Annotated in this window: 13 protein-coding genes and 1 pseudogene; 9 read left to right on the top strand and 5 right to left on the bottom strand. The window is 73.1% G+C overall.

Annotation, left to right across the window (positions count from 1 at the left end; genetic code table 11):
• Nucleotides 1-177: 177 nt before the first annotated feature.
• Complete coding sequence (gene wrbA, locus OG470_RS33275) at nt 178-795, top strand: NAD(P)H:quinone oxidoreductase (protein ID WP_328418614.1); 618 nt, start codon at nt 178-180, stop codon at nt 793-795.
• Nucleotides 796-880: 85 nt separating this feature from the next.
• Here wrbA and OG470_RS33270 read toward each other — a convergent pair whose 3' ends face one another.
• Nucleotides 881-2803 carry an anthranilate synthase family protein gene (locus tag OG470_RS33270; protein ID WP_328426733.1) on the bottom strand — a complete coding sequence of 641 codons (1923 nt, stop codon included), beginning with the start codon at nt 2801-2803 and terminating at the stop codon, nt 881-883.
• A gap of 272 nt (nt 2804-3075) precedes the next feature.
• Between OG470_RS33270 and OG470_RS33265 the strand changes: the two genes are divergently transcribed.
• The 3 genes from OG470_RS33265 to OG470_RS33255 all read left to right on the top strand — a co-directional run bounded on the left by OG470_RS33265 (nt 3076) and on the right by OG470_RS33255 (nt 7538).
• Entirely contained in the window at nt 3076-4488 is a 1413-nt protein-coding gene (locus OG470_RS33265; RefSeq protein WP_328418613.1) for an FGGY family carbohydrate kinase, read from the top strand.
• A 99-nt stretch (nt 4489-4587) separates the two neighbouring features.
• Nucleotides 4588-7119 carry a nitrate- and nitrite sensing domain-containing protein gene (locus OG470_RS33260; protein WP_328418612.1) on the top strand — a complete coding sequence of 844 codons (2532 nt, stop codon included), beginning with the start codon at nt 4588-4590 and terminating at the stop codon, nt 7117-7119.
• Entirely contained in the window at nt 7116-7538 is a 423-nt protein-coding gene (locus OG470_RS33255) for a roadblock/LC7 domain-containing protein (RefSeq protein WP_442931013.1), read from the top strand. Before OG470_RS33260 ends, OG470_RS33255 begins: the two co-directional genes overlap by 4 nt.
• A gap of 76 nt (nt 7539-7614) precedes the next feature.
• On the opposite strand, the gene OG470_RS33250 is transcribed toward OG470_RS33255, so the two are convergent.
• A complete protein-coding gene (locus OG470_RS33250; RefSeq protein ID WP_328418610.1) occupies nt 7615-8958 on the bottom strand; it encodes a GH1 family beta-glucosidase in 1344 nt (447 codons plus the stop codon).
• Nucleotides 8959-9591: 633 nt separating this feature from the next.
• Here OG470_RS33250 and OG470_RS33245 point away from each other — a divergent pair.
• Nucleotides 9592-9784, top strand: a pseudogene (locus tag OG470_RS33245) (cellulose binding domain-containing protein); the annotation flags it as partial.
• Nucleotides 9785-9830: 46 nt separating this feature from the next.
• Here the strand turns inward: OG470_RS33245 and tnpA are convergent.
• Entirely contained in the window at nt 9831-10262 is a 432-nt protein-coding gene (tnpA, locus tag OG470_RS33240; protein ID WP_328418609.1) for an IS200/IS605 family transposase, read from the bottom strand.
• Nucleotides 10263-10285: 23 nt separating this feature from the next.
• Here tnpA and OG470_RS33235 point away from each other — a divergent pair, with 23 nt between their 5' ends.
• Together OG470_RS33235 and OG470_RS33230 are read left to right on the top strand one after the other, a co-directional pair.
• Nucleotides 10286-10693, top strand: a complete 408-nt coding sequence (locus tag OG470_RS33235; protein ID WP_328418608.1) for a hypothetical protein — start codon at nt 10286-10288, stop codon at nt 10691-10693.
• Complete coding sequence (locus OG470_RS33230) at nt 10693-11841, top strand: RNA-guided endonuclease InsQ/TnpB family protein (protein ID WP_328418607.1); 1149 nt, start codon at nt 10693-10695, stop codon at nt 11839-11841. The genes OG470_RS33235 and OG470_RS33230 overlap by 1 nt, the downstream gene beginning before the upstream one ends.
• A gap of 454 nt (nt 11842-12295) precedes the next feature.
• On the opposite strand, the gene OG470_RS33225 is transcribed toward OG470_RS33230, so the two are convergent.
• Nucleotides 12296-12919 carry a DUF3159 domain-containing protein gene (locus OG470_RS33225; RefSeq protein WP_442931228.1) on the bottom strand — a complete coding sequence of 208 codons (624 nt, stop codon included), beginning with the start codon at nt 12917-12919 and terminating at the stop codon, nt 12296-12298.
• 194 nt (nt 12920-13113) lie between these two features.
• On the opposite strand from OG470_RS33225, the gene OG470_RS33220 reads away from it, so the two are divergent.
• Both OG470_RS33220 and OG470_RS33215 read left to right on the top strand, forming a co-directional pair.
• Nucleotides 13114-14001: a phosphatase PAP2 family protein gene (locus tag OG470_RS33220; protein ID WP_328418606.1), complete on the top strand. Its 888-nt coding sequence runs from the start codon at nt 13114-13116 to the stop codon at nt 13999-14001.
• A gap of 8 nt (nt 14002-14009) precedes the next feature.
• On the top strand, nt 14010-14678 hold the full coding sequence (locus OG470_RS33215) for a maleylpyruvate isomerase N-terminal domain-containing protein (protein WP_442931012.1): 669 nt from the start codon (nt 14010-14012) through the stop codon (nt 14676-14678).
• A 6-nt stretch (nt 14679-14684) separates the two neighbouring features.
• Here the strand turns inward: OG470_RS33215 and OG470_RS33210 are convergent, their stop codons facing one another.
• Complete coding sequence (locus OG470_RS33210) at nt 14685-15548, bottom strand: DUF1028 domain-containing protein (RefSeq protein WP_328418605.1); 864 nt, start codon at nt 15546-15548, stop codon at nt 14685-14687.
• Nucleotides 15549-15566: the final 18 nt, after the last annotated feature.

The raw sequence follows: 15566 nt of genomic DNA, 5'->3' as shown, positions 1-15566 counted from the left end.
CACCGGTGACATCAGGATCGCTCTCCGTGAGCACCCGAGGGTCGGAACGCCCCGGAACTTGCGGAAAACTTGAGGATGCGGCCGCCGATCGGCGGGGCAGCGCGCGCCGGCTGCCGTTTGACGGTGCAGGCAACGGGTAGTCGCCGGAGCTGACTCTGACGAGAAGGGGAACATCTGATGGCTGCCCAGACCAAGGTAGCGGTGATCTACTACAGCGCCACCGGCATCACGTACCAGATGGCGCAGGCCGTGTGCGAGGCTGCCGGGGATGCCGGCGCCGAGGTGCGCCTGCGCAAGGTGCGCGAGCTGGCGCCGGACGAGGCGATCCGCTCCAACTCCGGGTGGCAGGCACACCGCCTGGAGACCCAGGATGTGCCCGAGGCGATGGTCGACGACCTGTCCTGGGCCGACGTGGTGATCTTCGGCGCGCCGACCCGGTACGGCATGATCGCCGCCCAGTTGAAGCAGTTCATCGACACGACCGGCCCGCTGTGGGCCCAGGGCGCGCTGGTCAACAAGGTCTACTCCGCGTTCACCTCGACGTCGACCGCGCACGGCGGGCAGGAGACCACCCTGACCTCGCTCTTCACGGTCTTCTACCACTGGGGTGGAGTCGTGGTGACCCCCGCCTACACCGACACCAGCCAGTTCATCGCCGGCAACCCGTACGGCGCCTCGCACACCAGCAACAACGGGGAGATCCCCCCGGACGCCGTGGCGCTGGGCGCCGCCGCGCTCACCGCCCGACGGGCGGTACAGATCGGCACCGCGCTGAAGAAGGGCCTGGCCGGCTGAGCCGACCGGTGACCGGTGGCCGGGCAGGGGCTCTCGATCCCGTCCGACCACCGGTCGATCCAGCCGTACCCCTCAGGCGTGGTGACTATGCCCGTCCGCCTGCCGCCGACAGCTCATCCGGGCGCGGGGCCGGCAGCAGGTCGCCCAGCAGGTCGGTCAGCACGGCGAGCCCGTCCGGGCTGAGCACCGACTCGGGGTGGAACTGCACCCCGGCGAAGGCGCGCCCGCGCAGCGCGTGCACGGCGCCGTCGCGCACGTCCCGGGCCAGCTCCACCGGCCCGTACGCGGTGTCCAGCCGGTCCACCTCGGCGCGGGCGGTGAACGTGGAGTAGAAGCCCACCCGACGGGGGTGGCCGAACAGCGGCACCTCCCGTTGCAACCCCTGGTAGGGGGCCTCGCGCCGGTGCAGGGGCAGCCCCAGCAGCCCGGCCAGCACCTGATGGCCGAGACAGACCGCGAGAGTCGGGCGACCGCTCGCCAGCAGCCCGGTCAGCAGCCCGCGCAGCGCCACCATCTTCGGCTCGTCCTCGCTGCCCGGGTCGCCCGGTCCGGGCCCGGCCACCACCAGGTCATAGGCGTCGACCGGGCCGCTGGCGTGCCACGGCCGCAGCGTGACCGCGAGACCCAACGCGCCCAGCTGGTGAGCCAGCATGCCGGTGAAGGTGTCCTCGGCGTCCACGATCAGCGCCCGGCGGCCGATCAACCCGGGCAGCCCTGGCGCGTCCGGCGCCCGCTGGTCCAGCCAGAACCGCGCCAGCGGCGCGTTGCGCCCGGCCAGCGCCTCGCGTACCGCCGGGTCGTCGGCCAGCCGCGCGACCGGCCCGCCGTCGCCGGCGGGCGCCGCCGGGCCGAGGCCGAGCGCGGCCAGCACCCCGGCCGCCTTGGCGTGCGTCTCGGCCACCTCGCCGGCCGCCGTCGAGTGCCGGACCAGGGTGGCGCCCACCGGCACCCGCAGCCGGCCGCTGGGGGAGATCTCGGCGGTACGGATCAGGATCGGCGCGTCCAGCGTCTGCCGGCCCGCCTCGTCGTGACCGAGCAGGGCCAGCACGCCCGCGTAGTAGCCCCGGCCGACGCGCTCGTGCCGGGCGATCACCCGGCATGCGTTCTCCATCGGGCTGCCGGTCACGGTGGGGGCGAACATCGTCTCCCGCAGCACCTCCCGCACGTCGCGGGTGCCCCGACCGGCGAGCAGGTACTCGGTGTGTGCCAGGTGCGACATCTCCTTGAGGTACGGGCCGATCACCTGACCGCCGTGCTCCGCGACGGTGGCCATCATCTTCAGCTCCTCGTCGAGCACCATGTACAGCTCCTCGACCTCCTTGGGGTCGGCGAGGAAGCGCAGCAGCGCCGCCCGGTCCGGCGTGCCGCCGACGGGCCGGAAGGTGCCGCTGATCGGGTTCATCATCACCAGCCCGTCGTCGACGCTGACGTGCCGCTCCGGGCTGGCGCCGACCAGCGTCCGAGTGCCGGTGTGCACCACGAACGTCCAGTACGCGCCGCGTTCGGCGACCAGCAGCCGGCGCAGCGCGGCCAGCGCGGCCACCAGCGGCGGGCCCTGCACGGTGGCGTGCAGGGTGCGGTGGATGACGAAGTTGGCACCCTCGCCGCGGCCGATCTCCTCGGACAGCACCCGCTGCACGGTCTGCGCGTACTCCTCGTCGGTGACGTCGAACGCGGCGTCGACGGCGCGCACCGGTTCGTCGGGCAGCGCGGCCAGCGCGCCGGCCAGGGCGATCCGTCGGTGCTCGCGGACCTGGAGGCACTCCAGCGGGTATCCGTCGTCGCGGCAGGCGAAACCGCGCTCGGTGATCTGCCGGTACGGCACCAGGGCCAGCGTCCGCGCCCCGGGCGCGCCCGGCTGCAGCGGGATGTCCGCCAGCCGGTCGACGGTGTCGACCGGGCCGGTGAACAGCTCCAGCTCGTCGGCGCCCTCGCGGCGCAGCAGCGCGAAGGGGCCTGGGTCGACGCCGCGCGCAACGGCGGCGAGCAGGTCGGTCAGGTGGGTCAGGCGGGTCATCGGGTTCTCCGTGGGGCCGGGCGCCGCCAGTGGGGCGGCCATCCGGGCCGGGAGATCCGGCGGCCGCCTCGATGGCGGCCGCGTGGATGGAGCTACGCGCGGGGGGTGGCCGCCGGGTCGGCGGGCCACCAGCAGGTCAGATGCGCGAGCATGCGATCCACCCTACGCGCCCGCAGCCGGGCCCGGAACCCGATGGCGCGTCCCGGTGGCGCCCGGCCCGACCGACGTTCCGGCACGGTCGGCAGCGGGTAACTTGACCGGCGATGAACATTCTCGCGCTCGATCTGGGCACCTCCTCGGTACGCGGGCTGGTGCTGGACGGGGACACCCAACCGATGCCCGGCGCCCTGGCCCGGCGGAAGGTCAACCTCGCCATCGGCGACAACGGCACCGGCACGCTCTCCGGTCCCGACTATCTCGCCTCCCTGATCGAGTGCCTCGACGAGCTGGCCGCCGCGGGGCACCTGCACGACGTCGATCTGGTCGCGGTCTCGGCGCAGTGGCACTCGGTGCTCCCGCTGGACCGCGACGGCACCCCACTGGGTCCGGTGCTCACCTGGCTGGACACCCGGCCGACGCCGCGCGACGGTGCGCCCGGCCCAGCCGACCCGGACGACTTCCACCAGCGCACCGGCTGCTGGTGGCACCGCAACTACTGGACGGTGCGGCTGCCCTGGCTGCGCGAGCAGTCCGGCAGCCCGATCGCCCGGTTCGTCGGCCTGCCCGAGTACGTGCTGGGAGAGCTGCTCGTGGGGGCACCCATGTCGGTGTCCCAGGCCTCCGGGACCGGCCTGCTGGACCTGGGCAGCCTGCGCTGGGACGACGAGGCGCTGACGCTGGCCGAGGCGCGACCGCAGGAGCTGCCGCCCCTGGGCGAGCTGGAATGGCATGGCCGGCTACGGGCCGACCGCGCCCGCCGCTGGCCGCAGCTGGCCGAGGCCCGGTGGTCGCCGCCGGTGGGCGACGGCGGGGCCTCGAACGTCGGCTCGGGCTGCGTGGACCCGAGCCGGGCCGCGGTGACCGTCGGCACCTCCGCGGCCGTACGGCTGATGCAGCGGATCCCGGCCGGCGAGCCGTTGCCCCGGCTGCCCGAACGGCTCTGGCGCTACCGGGTCGACCACGACCACGTGGTGACCGGCGCGGCGTACTCCAGTGGTGGCAACCTGTTCGCCTGGGCCGACCGGGAGTTGCGGCTACCCCAGGGCGCTGAACTGGACGCGGCGCTGGCGCTGGTGCCGGCGGGCGGTGGCCGGCCGGCCGACCCCCGCTTCGGCGGCGACCGGGCGCCCGGGCTGGCCCCGGCGGGCACGGGCGAGCTGCGTGGGCTCAGCTTCGGCACCACGGCGGTGGACATCCTGGCCGGGCTGATGCAGGGCCTGTGCGAGCTGGTCGCCCACGACCTCGCGGAGCTGGAGTCCACGATCGACCGACCGGTCGAGGTGGTGCTGGGCGGTGGCGCGGTGGCCGCGTCGGTGTGGTGGCGGCAGTCGTTCGCGACGGCGCTCGCGCCGCGACCGGTGTCGCACCAACGCAATCCGGAGATCGGTGCCACCGGCGCCGCGTTGGTGGCGCTGGGCCGTTACGGTGACGCGGTGGAGCTCGCCGACATCGGCCGGACGGACGAGCTGGTCTTACCGACCACGACACCACCTTCGCACCCGCAGTATCCTCTCTGAACCGCCGCCACGTTCGGACCGTTGACAGCGCTCCCGAGCCTGGTTGGATGGACTGCGCTCCCCGGACCGCGGTGGACGCGGCAGGACGGAGGAGGCAGGGTGGCGGTCGGTCCCGACCCGGTGAACGGCGCGGTGTCGAACCATCGCCGGCGTCGCTTCGATGTCCGGGTTGTTCCCCACCGGCGCCGCTCGCCGTTCCGGCTGCGCGACTGGCGGATGAGCACCAAGCTGGCCACCGTTCTGGTGGTGCCGTCGGTGGCGTTCCTGGTGCTCGCCGGCGTGCAGACCAGCGCGCTGGTGGGGCGGACCACGGCGTTGAACGACTTCGCCCGTCAGGTGGGCATCGGCCGGCAGATCACTGCGGTGGTGCACCAGCTCCAGCAGGAGCGGGACCGCTCCGCGGGGGAGCTGGGGGAGCTGCGCCGCGGTGGCGACCGGGAGACCTCGGCCGCGGCCCTGAAGCCTCTGCAGTCGGCCACCGACCGGGCCATTGTGGACCTGCGGCGGGCGGCCGAGCCGCTGGCCGACGCCGACGCCTCCTGGCGGGTCGCCTTCTCCGAGGTGCTGGAGGCGTACGACCAGGTGGTGGACATCCGGCCGGCGATCCCGCCGGCGGTGCTCAGCAACGACACCATCCTGAGCAACTACCACCGGGCTGTCGACGTGCTGCTCGACCTGCTCGCGGAGCCGACGCCGGGTCAGGAGCGGCCGGCGTTGAGCGACGCGGTGCTGCGCTACGTCCAGCTGGCCCGGGTCAAGGAGCTCTCCTCGCGGGTTCGGGCCCAGCTCTACGCCGCCGCGCGCGCCGGCCGGTACGGCACCGAGGACCGGGTGCTGCTCACCGACCTGCGTGCCCAGCAACTGACCGCGCTCGGCGCGTTCCGGGTGGCCGCCACCAGCGACCAGATCCGCCGGTACGACGAGAGCTCGGTGGATCCGCTGTTCCTGGTCGCCACCCGGTTGGAGGAGCGCAGCCTGCCGGCCGGTGACGCACCGCCCGAGGTGCTGCCCTCGGAGCAGTGGTGGGCGGCCAGCCAGCAACGCCAGGAGCTGCTGCGGCAGGTCGAGGCGGGGGTGCTGGACGACGCCGTGCGACAGGCCGACGACGCCAGCACCGGCCAGCTGCGCACCACCCTGCTGGTGGTCGGCGGGATCGTCGCGGTGCTGCTGGTCGCCCTGCTGATCTCGCTGCTCGTCGGCCGGTCGGTCGCCCGGTCGATGCGGCTGTTGCGCAGCCAGGCGCTGCGGATCGCGCAGATCGAGCTGCCGGACGCGCTGGACCGGCTGCGGACGGTCACCGGCGGGGTGCCCGGCATTGAGGTCCCGCCGGCGGTGGTCCGCTCGCTCGATGAGATCGGCGAGCTGGCCGAGGCGTTCGTCGCGGTGCACCGCAGCGCGGTCACCGTCGCCGTCGAGCAGGCGCTGATGCGCCGCAACGTCAACGCGATGTTCGTCAACCTGGCCCGGCGCAGTCAGGTGCTGGTGGAGCGCCAGCTGGAGCTGCTGGACGATCTGGAGCGCGAGGAGAGCGACCCGGACCAGCTGGAGAACCTGTTCAAGCTCGACCACCTGGCCGCCCGGATGCGCCGCAACGACGAGAGCCTGCTGGTGCTGGCCGGCACGGAGTCCACCCGCCGGTGGAACCGGCCGGTGGGCCTCGGCGCGGTGCTGCTGGCCGCCGCCGCCGAGATCGAGCAGTACCAGCGTGTCCGCCTCGAGTCGGTGGGCAACGTGCACCTGGTCGGGCACGCCGTCGGTGAGCTGGTGCACATGCTGGCCGAGCTGCTGGAGAACGCCACCGCCTTCTCCCGACCGGACACCGTCGTGGTGGTGACCGCCCGGGTCGAGGCCGTGTCCGCGCTGATCGAGATCGCCGATCGTGGCCTGGGCATGAGCCCTTCCGCGCTGGCTGAGGCGAACGTGGTGCTGGCCAGCCCGCCGGCCGCGGACGTCGCGGCGGTCGAGCGGATGGGTCTGTTCGTGGTCAGCCACCTGGCCGCCCGGCTCGGCGTGCGGGTGCGGCTGGACGGCGGCGAGGATGGTCTCGTCGCCCGGCTCGTGCTGCCCGCAGCGTTGCTGGCCCCGGCGGGGGCGGTGGAGTTGGATCCGCCGGCGCCAGCCCGGATGTTGGCCACGAGCGCGGCTCGGGGCGTGGGAGCCCGGCGGGTGCCTGGGGCCACCCGGGCGGCGGGCGTGCCCGGGCCGGCCGTGGCGCCACTGGACCTGCCCGTGGCGGGCCGCCCGCCGGGGATCGCCGTGCCCCGCCAGGGGTCGGTCCGGGCGGGGGACGTGCTCGCCCCGGCGCGGTCGGGTAACGGCGGCGGCTGGTGGTCCCCGGAGGGTCCGGTCGGGCCGGCGGGGGCGGGGCCGGTCGTGCCGCCGGCCATCCCGGTGACCGCCGGTACGAACGAGCGGGGCCTGCCGATGCGGGTACCGATGGCACAGCTCTCCGCGGTCACCCGCCCGGCCCGGCCGGAATCGGCGCCGGCGCGCGACGATCTGGACCCGGAGGCGGTCGGTGGCATGCTTTCCCGGCTCTACAGCGGGGTACGGCGTGCTGAGGCCGAGGACACCACCGAGATACCCGTGCCACCCTTCGGGGGGCACGACGAAGGGGGACGACGACAGTGACGACGTTGAGCCAGGAGGCACGGGACCTGAGCTGGCTGGTGAGCGCGTTCGCGGAGCGGGTGCCGGGTGTGGCGCACGCCGTGGTGGTCTCCTCCGACGGGCTGCTGGTGGCGCTCTCCGACAACCTGCCCCGCGACCATGCGGACAAGCTCGCCGCGGTGACCTCCGGCCTGATGAGCATCACCGCGGGCGCGGCCCAGATGTTCGACAATGACGTCGTCAAGCAGACGGTGGTCGAGATGGGTCGAGGCTACTTTCTGGTGATGCAGGTGCGGGACGGGTCGATTCTGGCCACGCTGGCCGCCGGGGACGCGGACATCGGCGTGGTGGGCTACGAGATGGCCCGGCTGGCCAAGCAGGCGGGGGAGATGCTCACCCCGGCGCTGCGGGCGGAGTTGCAGCAGGCGCTGCCCCGCTGATGGTCCGGCCGTGTCCCGGACGGTCACCGGCTCAACGGAGCCGAGCCGTCCGGGCCCGGCCGTCCGGGCGGCCCGCTCAGAGGCCGCCGTCGGCGATGACCGACCGGTACCAGTGGGCGCTGCGCTTGAGCACTCGCCGCTGGGTCGGGTAGTCCACGTAGACCAGTCCCCACCGCTGGTCGTACCCCTCGGCCCATTCGAAGTTGTCCAGCAGCGACCAGACGTGGAAGCTCTCCAGCGGCACACCGTCGGCGATGGCCCGGTGGGCGGCGGCCAGGTGGTCGCGCAGGAAGCTGATCCGGCCGGGGTCGTCGATGGTGCCGTCCGCGGCCAGGGCGTCCGGGGTGGGCAGCCCGTTCTCGGTGACGGTGAGCGGGATCGGGCCGTAGTCGCGGGTGACCCGGGTCAGGATGTCGTACATCCCGTCGGGGTAGATCTGCTGCCACTCGGCCTCGGAGGTCGGCCAGCGCTGCTCGGTGCGGCCGTCGGCGGTGACGTAGATCGGCGTGTAGTACTGCACCGCCAGCAGGTCGACCGGCGAGGAGATGACCGCCAGGTCGCCGTCGCGGATGCCGCGGACCATCCGGCTCTGTGGGCCGAGGTCGGCCAGCACGTCCTCCGGGTAGCTGCCCTTGAGCAGGGAGTCGAGGTAGAGGCGGTTCTCGTAGCCGTCGTAGAGGCGGGTGGCCGTGGCCGCGTCCGGCGAGTCGTCGGCGGGGTAGCAGGGGTGCAGGTTGAGTGCCGGGCCGATCCGGCCGGTGCCGCCGGCGGCGCGCAGCGCGCGGACCGCGAGTCCGTGGGCGAGCTGCAGGTGGTGGGCGACCAGGTAGGCGGCGTCCGGGTCCTGCCGGCCGGGGGCGTGGTGGCCGCTGAGGTAGCCGTTCTGCACCACGGTCTTGGGCTCGTTGATGGTGAGCCAGGCCGGCACCCGGTCGCCGAGGGCGCGGAACACCGCGTCGGCGTAGTCGGCGAAGCGGTGGGCGGTGTCCCGCGATTCCCAGCCGCCGGCGTCCTGCAGGGCCTGGGGTAGGTCCCAGTGGAACAGGGTGGCCATCGGCGCGATGTCGCGCTCGTGCAGGCCGTCGAGGAGGCGGCGGTAGAAGTCGAGCCCGCGCTGGTTGGGCGCGCCGGTGCCGTCGGGCTGGATCCGTGGCCAGGAGATGGAGAAGCGGTAGCTGCGTAGCCCGAGGTCGCGCATCAGGTCGAGGTCCTCGGCGTACCGGTGATAGTGGTCGGCGGCGACGTCGCCGGTGTCGCCGTTGCGGGTGCGCCCGGGGGTGCGGCTGAAGGTGTCCCAGATCGACTCGCCGCGGCCGTCCTCCTTTGCGGCGCCCTCGATCTGGTACGCGGAGGTGGCCGCGCCCCAGCCGAAGTCGCGGGGAAAGCGCAGCGGGCCGGCGGGCCCGGTAGGTATCGACATGATTCTCCTCGTGGATACGGGGCCACCGCCGAGATTCGGGAGCGCTCCCATGATAGGTCAGGGGCGGCGAGCCCGGTCAGCCGGCCGTCGTGTCGGCCGGGAGTGGCGGGTTGAGGGGTGCGGGCCCCGGACAGCGAACGAGGCCGACCGGGCGGCGCGGCGCGCCTGTCCCGTCAGCCTCTTTTCCCATCGTGTACGGGGGTTTAGTGTGGGGACGGGGGAGGGCAACCCCCGTCCCCACCGTAACTGCACACACACGGGCGGAATTTGGGTCCTGCCGTGCGTGTCGCGCGGGAGCCGGGCCACGCGAGTGGCTCTGGTTCCACCTCCCTCCGTGTGGCGGGACGATGGCTGACGACGGCGTCCGGGCTGGCCCGTCGTCGGCCCTCGGGCTGGTTCACCGGGCCCGTCAGAGACGGTCCCGGTGATCTTCTAGTTGGAACCTTGTCGATGGAAGCGCTCCCATCGACGATGCTGCGACTGTAACGCCCGTCACGCCTTTGTGAAAGACCCAAAACGAGATCGAAACAAGGCTCTGATTCGGCCTGCCGCACGCTTGCTGTGGGAGCGCTTCCATAGCACACTGTCGATTCAACGCGACAGGAGCCAGATCGCGTGGACGCGGGTCCGAGCACCGGCCTCAGCGCCAACATGACGATCAAGAGCCTTGGCGACCCGCTCACCGGCTGGGCGCTTCCCCGGAAACCAGCGGGTCACCCAGGGCTGGTCGGCACGGTGGAGCCAGACCGGCAACCAGGTCACCGCCACCAACGAGTCGTGGAACGGCAACCTCGATGCCGGCGCCACCGCCAACATCGGCTTCAACCGGATGTAGCGAGAATCCCGGTCCTCGAGGGCCGGGAGGAGTCGCGTCACGGACCGGGATGTTTCTGTTCTTTGATGTATTCCTTGACCACTTCTAGTGGGGCGCCGCCGCAGGACGCGGCGAAGTACGACGGCGACCACAGGTGGCCGTGCATGATGTGCCGGTTGATCCGGCCGGTGAACTCCTCGCGTAGGTAGTGCGCTGAGACGCCCTTGAGCCGGTTGACCAGCGTGGAGATCGACAGCTTCGGCGGGTAGTGCACGAGCAGGTGCACGTGGTCATCCTCGCCGTTGAACTCGCGCAGCGCCGCGCCCAGGTCGGCGCACACGTTCCGCATGACCTGTTCGCAGTGGGTGAGCATCGCGTCGTTGAGGACGCCACGCCGATACTTGGTGACAAAGACAAGATGAACCTGCAGGTTGTAGACAACGCTTCTACCTCGGCGAACATCCGGATCTGGCGTCCATCGTGGTGACATGGACAAGATGCTACGGTGTGGTCATGCTCGCCAAACTGGACAAGCCCGTGAAGCCGGGTTTGGCCGCCAAGGCCCTCGGCATCGACTACTCGGACCTGCCGAAACTCGACCATCCCTGGACGAAGAGGGACGTCCGGTCGCTGCGTGACAGCAGGCCCGGCTGGCTGACCGAGGCGCGCCGCCGGCACGCGACCCGCGTGCAGCAGGCGAGCGAGGCTCGGGCCGCAGAGCTGGTCGCGGAACTGGCGCGGCTCGGCTACGGCGCCCCGGACCTCGGCACGGTTGATCAGGCTGCGCTCTACATCGACGGCGCCGTGACCCACCTGACGACCGTGACTCGCTGCTCCGAAGACGAAGCGGACCGGGCTGCCTGGCGGCGGTGGCCGAAGTCGATGGCCGCCGAAGTGGACTACGCCGACCAGGGCGCCTAGTGAAGATCGTCGTGCAGGTCCGGTTGTTTCCGGACGCCGCCCAGCATGCGGCGCTGCGGGCAACCCTGGACCTGTGCAACGAGGCCGCAAACGTCGCCTCCACCCAGGCGTATCAGCGGCGGGTGTTCGCCAAGCGGTCGCTGCAGCGGCTCACCTACGGCCAACTGAAGGACATGGGCCTGTCGGCCCAGCCCGCGATCCACGTCGCCCGTAAGGTCGCCGGGGCGTACGCCACCCTGAAGGCCAACATCCGGGCGGGGACCCTCGGCCCGGCCGGCTCGAAACGCCGGCAGGCAGCAGAGGGCAAGCCGATCCAGTTCCGCCGGGACGCGGCCCAGCCGTACGACGACCGCTGCCTTTCCTGGCGACTGACCGACCGGACCGTGTCGATCTGGACCGTCACCGGACGGGCCGGGCCGATCCTGTTCGGCTGCTCCGACCAGCAGCACGCCCTCCTGGTCACGCACCGCCACGGCGACTCGGACCTGATCTGCCGCGACGGCAAGTGGTACCTGTACACCACCTGCGACATCCCCGACGCACCCACTAAGGAGCCGGACGGGTTCCTCGGCGTCGACCTCGGCATCGCCAACCTCGCCACCGACTCCGACGGCCGCCACCACAGCGGCAAAGCCACAAACCGGGTCCGGCACCGCAACCAGCGCCTGCGCGCCAAACTCCAGACCATCGGCACCACATCCGCCAAACGGCTGCTGAAGAAACGCCGCCGCAAGGAATCCCGGTTCGCCGCCGACACCAACCACCGCATCGCCAAGAGCATCGTGACCGAGGCCGAACGCACCGGCCGCGGAATCGCCCTGGAAGACCTGGGCGGCATCCGCGACCGGGTACGGCTCCGACGGCCCCAGCGGGTCACGCTGCACTCGTGGGCGTTCCACCAACTCGGCCAGTACATCGCCTACAAGGCGAAGCGGTCCGCAGTGGCGGTCGTGCACGTCGACCCGGCGTACACCTCGCAGGGATGCTCCGCCTGCGGACACGTCGCCAAGGCCAACCGGCCCAACCAATCCACCTTCCACTGCCGGTCGTGCGGCTTCGCTGAGCACGCCGACCGAAACGCAGCCCGCAACATCGCCGCACGCGGTGTTACAGGCTGGGCAGCAGCCAGCCTGCCGAACGCGGCGTGACCCGTGCACCCAGCACGGCCTCACGATCCGCAAGCTCGGTCCTCTAGGGCCCAGAAGCTGACCTACCACCGGTTCTGTGCGCAGCGACGTCGCCATGGCGTACGCCGACTACGGCAACCCGTTCCCGAACGGCTGACAGCACCCCTGGTGTGGGCAGCGTGCCCCGCCCACCCCGGGTTCCGGCCGGGTCCGGGGGAACGACGGGACCCGGCCGGCGGACGGCCTGACACCCACGGTCAGGCCGGGGTGGGCCGGCCATCCGGCCAACGCAGCGGATCGGCCGGCCCACCCCACCGCCCGGACTGGAGGCTGTCGCGAAAAAGCCCAGAAATTCGGGCGGTCACGGGATCACGCCGAAGACGGTGACGGAGTAACGTACGTCACCGGAGAGGCCGCTCCCCCCGTGGCGGCCTCTCCTCTTTTTATGCCCACCAGCGCCCCTGCCGGGTCCGGTTCAGGCGGGCGGCGCGGCAGACTCCGCGGTGACCGGGTGACGCAACCCCGGGTGCCCGGCCGGCAGGGACCGGCGCAGCACCACCCAGCTCAGCGCCAGCGCCGAAGCGACCAGCGGCCAGGTCAGCGCGACCCGGGCCACCACCAGCGCGAGCACCTGTCCACTCAGGAACAGCGGCACGAACACCGCCAACCGCAGCAGGTAGGTCGCCGTCCACACCCAGCTGGCCCGGCCGTACCCGCGCAGCAGCGCTGGGTCGCGCCGCCACCGCGCCCGCTGGCCCAACACGGCACCGACCAGCACCCCGAGCAGCGGCCACCGCACCACGATGCTGACCGTCCAGGCCAGCGCGCTGGCGGCGTTGGAGAGCACCTGGATCAGAAAGAAGTTCTCAGCCCGGCCGGTACGCACCGCGATCAACGCCGCGACGCAGACGGCGAGCAACCCGATCAGCACCGAGCGCGGCCGGTCACCCCGACGCAGCCGTACGCCGGCCACCACGGCGCCGACGGCCACCGCCGCGCCGACCCCGGCCCCCAGCGACTCGCCGCCGAGCAGCCAGCCCGCGGCGAACGCCAGCGGCGGCAGGGTGGCATCGATGGCGCCGCGCCGGCCGCCCAGCAGGTCCGCCAACGACTCGGCCCGAGCCGGCCCGTCAGGGCTCGGGTCGACCCCGGTCCGCTTGTCCGCGTCGGGCGCGGCCTGGCCGGCGTCCCGTTCCGGTGTGCCGCCCACCGCCACCTCCTCGCGTCCGTCCCAACCTAGCCGCCAGCCGTCGGTGGGCCACCGGCCGGTCGGCCGACACCGGCCGCTACGGTGTGCGGATGCGGGCGACGGCAAGGGGTTGGACGGCGGTCTGGTTGGTCGCGCTGGCCCTTGTCCAGACGGTCGTCTTCGTTGTCGTCTGGCGGGTGGCCGTGCACACCGAGATCGGCCAGTGGATCGACACCGTCGCGCTGACCGGTAACCGGATCGGCCAGGATCGCATCGATGGCCCGGTGGACAAGCTCCTCAACGCGATGTCGGTGGTCTCCCTGCTGGCCGCCACCGCGATGATCGGGTTCATCGCCCTCATCCGGGGGCGGATCGCCCTGGCCATCGCCGCCACCCTGCTGATCGCCGGGGCGAACGTCTCCACCCAGCTGCTCAAGTACGGGCTGAGCCGGCCGGACTACGGCCTCGATCCGGAACGTGCGGCGGTGGGAAACAGTCTGCCCAGTGGCCACACCACGGTGGCCGCGTCGGTGGCGGTCGCGCTGGTGCTCGTGCTGCCGCCCAAGGTGCGGGCCGTCGGTGCGTTCCTCGCTGCCGGCTACGCCGCCGTCGCCGGGGTGGCTACCCTCTCCGCTGGCTGGCACCGACCCAGCGACGCGGTCGCCGCCTACCTGGTGGTGGGCGTCTGGGCGGCGCTGGCCGGGCTGCTCCTGCTGATCACCCAGCGGGAGCAGGCCGAGGTCGCCCCCGGCGACGCGCACCGACTCGCCGCGCTGCTGCTCGGGGCGGCCGGCGCGATCGCCCTGATCGCCTGCGGGCTGGCCCTGTCCTGGCTCGTCGACCTGCGCGGCACCGGCCCGGACGAGCTGGCCCGCCGGCCGCTCTTCGCCGGGTACGCCGGCAGCGCCGCCGGCATCGCCGGCACGATGGCCGTGGTGATGGCGTTGGTGCTCACCGTCGTGCACCGGCTGGTGCCCCGGGTCAAGGGCTGAGCGGACGAGTGGATCCGGTCCGAGCGGCGTTCCGCGCCGAGTGCGCACGGCTCACCGAAATCCTGGGCGAGCTGGATGACGCCGACCTCGACCGGGTGACCGACTGCCCGCCGTGGACGGTTCGAGAGTTGATCGCGCACGTGCGTACCGGCGCCGGCCGGCTGACCGACATGCTCGCCGCGCCGGCCCCGCCGCGCGCCGAGGTGGACGCCGCCGGCTACTTCGGCGCGGCGAAGTTCACCCCCGAGGTGGACGCCGGTCGGATCTCCGGCGGCCGGCGGGACGCGCGGCAGGTGGACCGGGCGGCGCTGTCGACCGAGTTCGACCGGGCCTGGCGGGCCGCCGACGCGGCGGTCGCCGCGGCCCCGTCCGGGCGGGTGGTCCGGACCCGGCACGGCGACGCGATGCGCGTCACCGAGTTTCTGCGGACCAGGGTGCTCGAGGTGGGCGTGCACGGCCTGGACCTGGCCGCCGCGCTGGACCGGCCACCGTGGCTCACCCCGCAGGCGGCGACGGTCATCGCCGACCTGCTCACCGGCGGGCGACCGGTGCCGGCCGAGTTGCGCTGGGATCGACTGACCCTGATCCGCAAGACCACCGGGCGGGCGTCGTTGACCGGCCCGGAACGGGCCGCGATCGACGCCGCCAGCTTCCGCTGGCTCGCCTTCGGCCGCTGACCCCGGTCAGCTGGCCGAACGGGGCGCGGGCACGTGCGGGGCGACGCCGCGCAGGTGCGTCAGCACCACCGGGTCGATCCGCCCCGGCACCAGCCGCTCCTCCAGGTTCTCCAAACCGGCCCAGGAGATCAGTGCCGCCTCCGGCCCGTCGTCGGTCACCGGGTGGCCCAGCGCGCTGAGCAGCGCCGCCACCTCGTCGGCGACGGCGCCGCTGAGGTCGAGCAGGGTGGCCGGGTCGGGCCGGCTGAACAGCAGGGCGTGCACGGCGAGCAGCCGGCCCAGCTCGGCGACCGGGTCGGGGTGGTCGTCGACCCGCAGGTCGACCAGCACGTCGCTGCGGCCGCCGTACCCGCCGCCTCGCTCGACCACCAGCAGGCCGGCGCTCTGCCGGCCCCGCCGGTCGCCACCGGCCTCGTCACCGGCGCGCAGCGCGGCGACCAGCCGCTCGGCGAATGGCAGCGCGGACCCGGCCAGCCACGCGTCGCCCAGCGCGTCGACGACCTCCGGGCCGGTGAGCACGTTGCCCTGCGCGGCCCAGCCGTCGCCGGTCCGCCCGCCGGCCCACGGGTGGCAGGCCGGCCCGGTCCAGTTGGCGCCCGGACCGCTGGTGCCCACCACGCCGAGCTGGCGGTGCTCCCGCTCGGGGTCGGCGGCGATCAGGCCGGCCACCACGTCGGCGGCGGCCACGCCGGTGCGCAGCAGAGTCAGCCCCTGCGGACCGTAGGCGAGGTTGACGTGCGCCTGGGTGGCCAGCGCGCCGACCTCGGCCGCCGCGGCCGGCACCAGCGCCCCGGCGGCGAGGAACTTGCTGGCCACGACGACGCCGTGCAGGCGGTCGTCGGCGGAGCGTGCGACGAGGGAGAAGGTCACCCGCCGAGACTAACCTGC

The organism is Micromonospora sp. NBC_00389 (assembly GCF_036059255.1).
GTDB lineage: Bacteria > Actinomycetota > Actinomycetes > Mycobacteriales > Micromonosporaceae > Micromonospora.
Note: the sequence above shows the minus strand (reverse complement) of the source record. Positions and strands in the feature narration are given on the sequence as shown.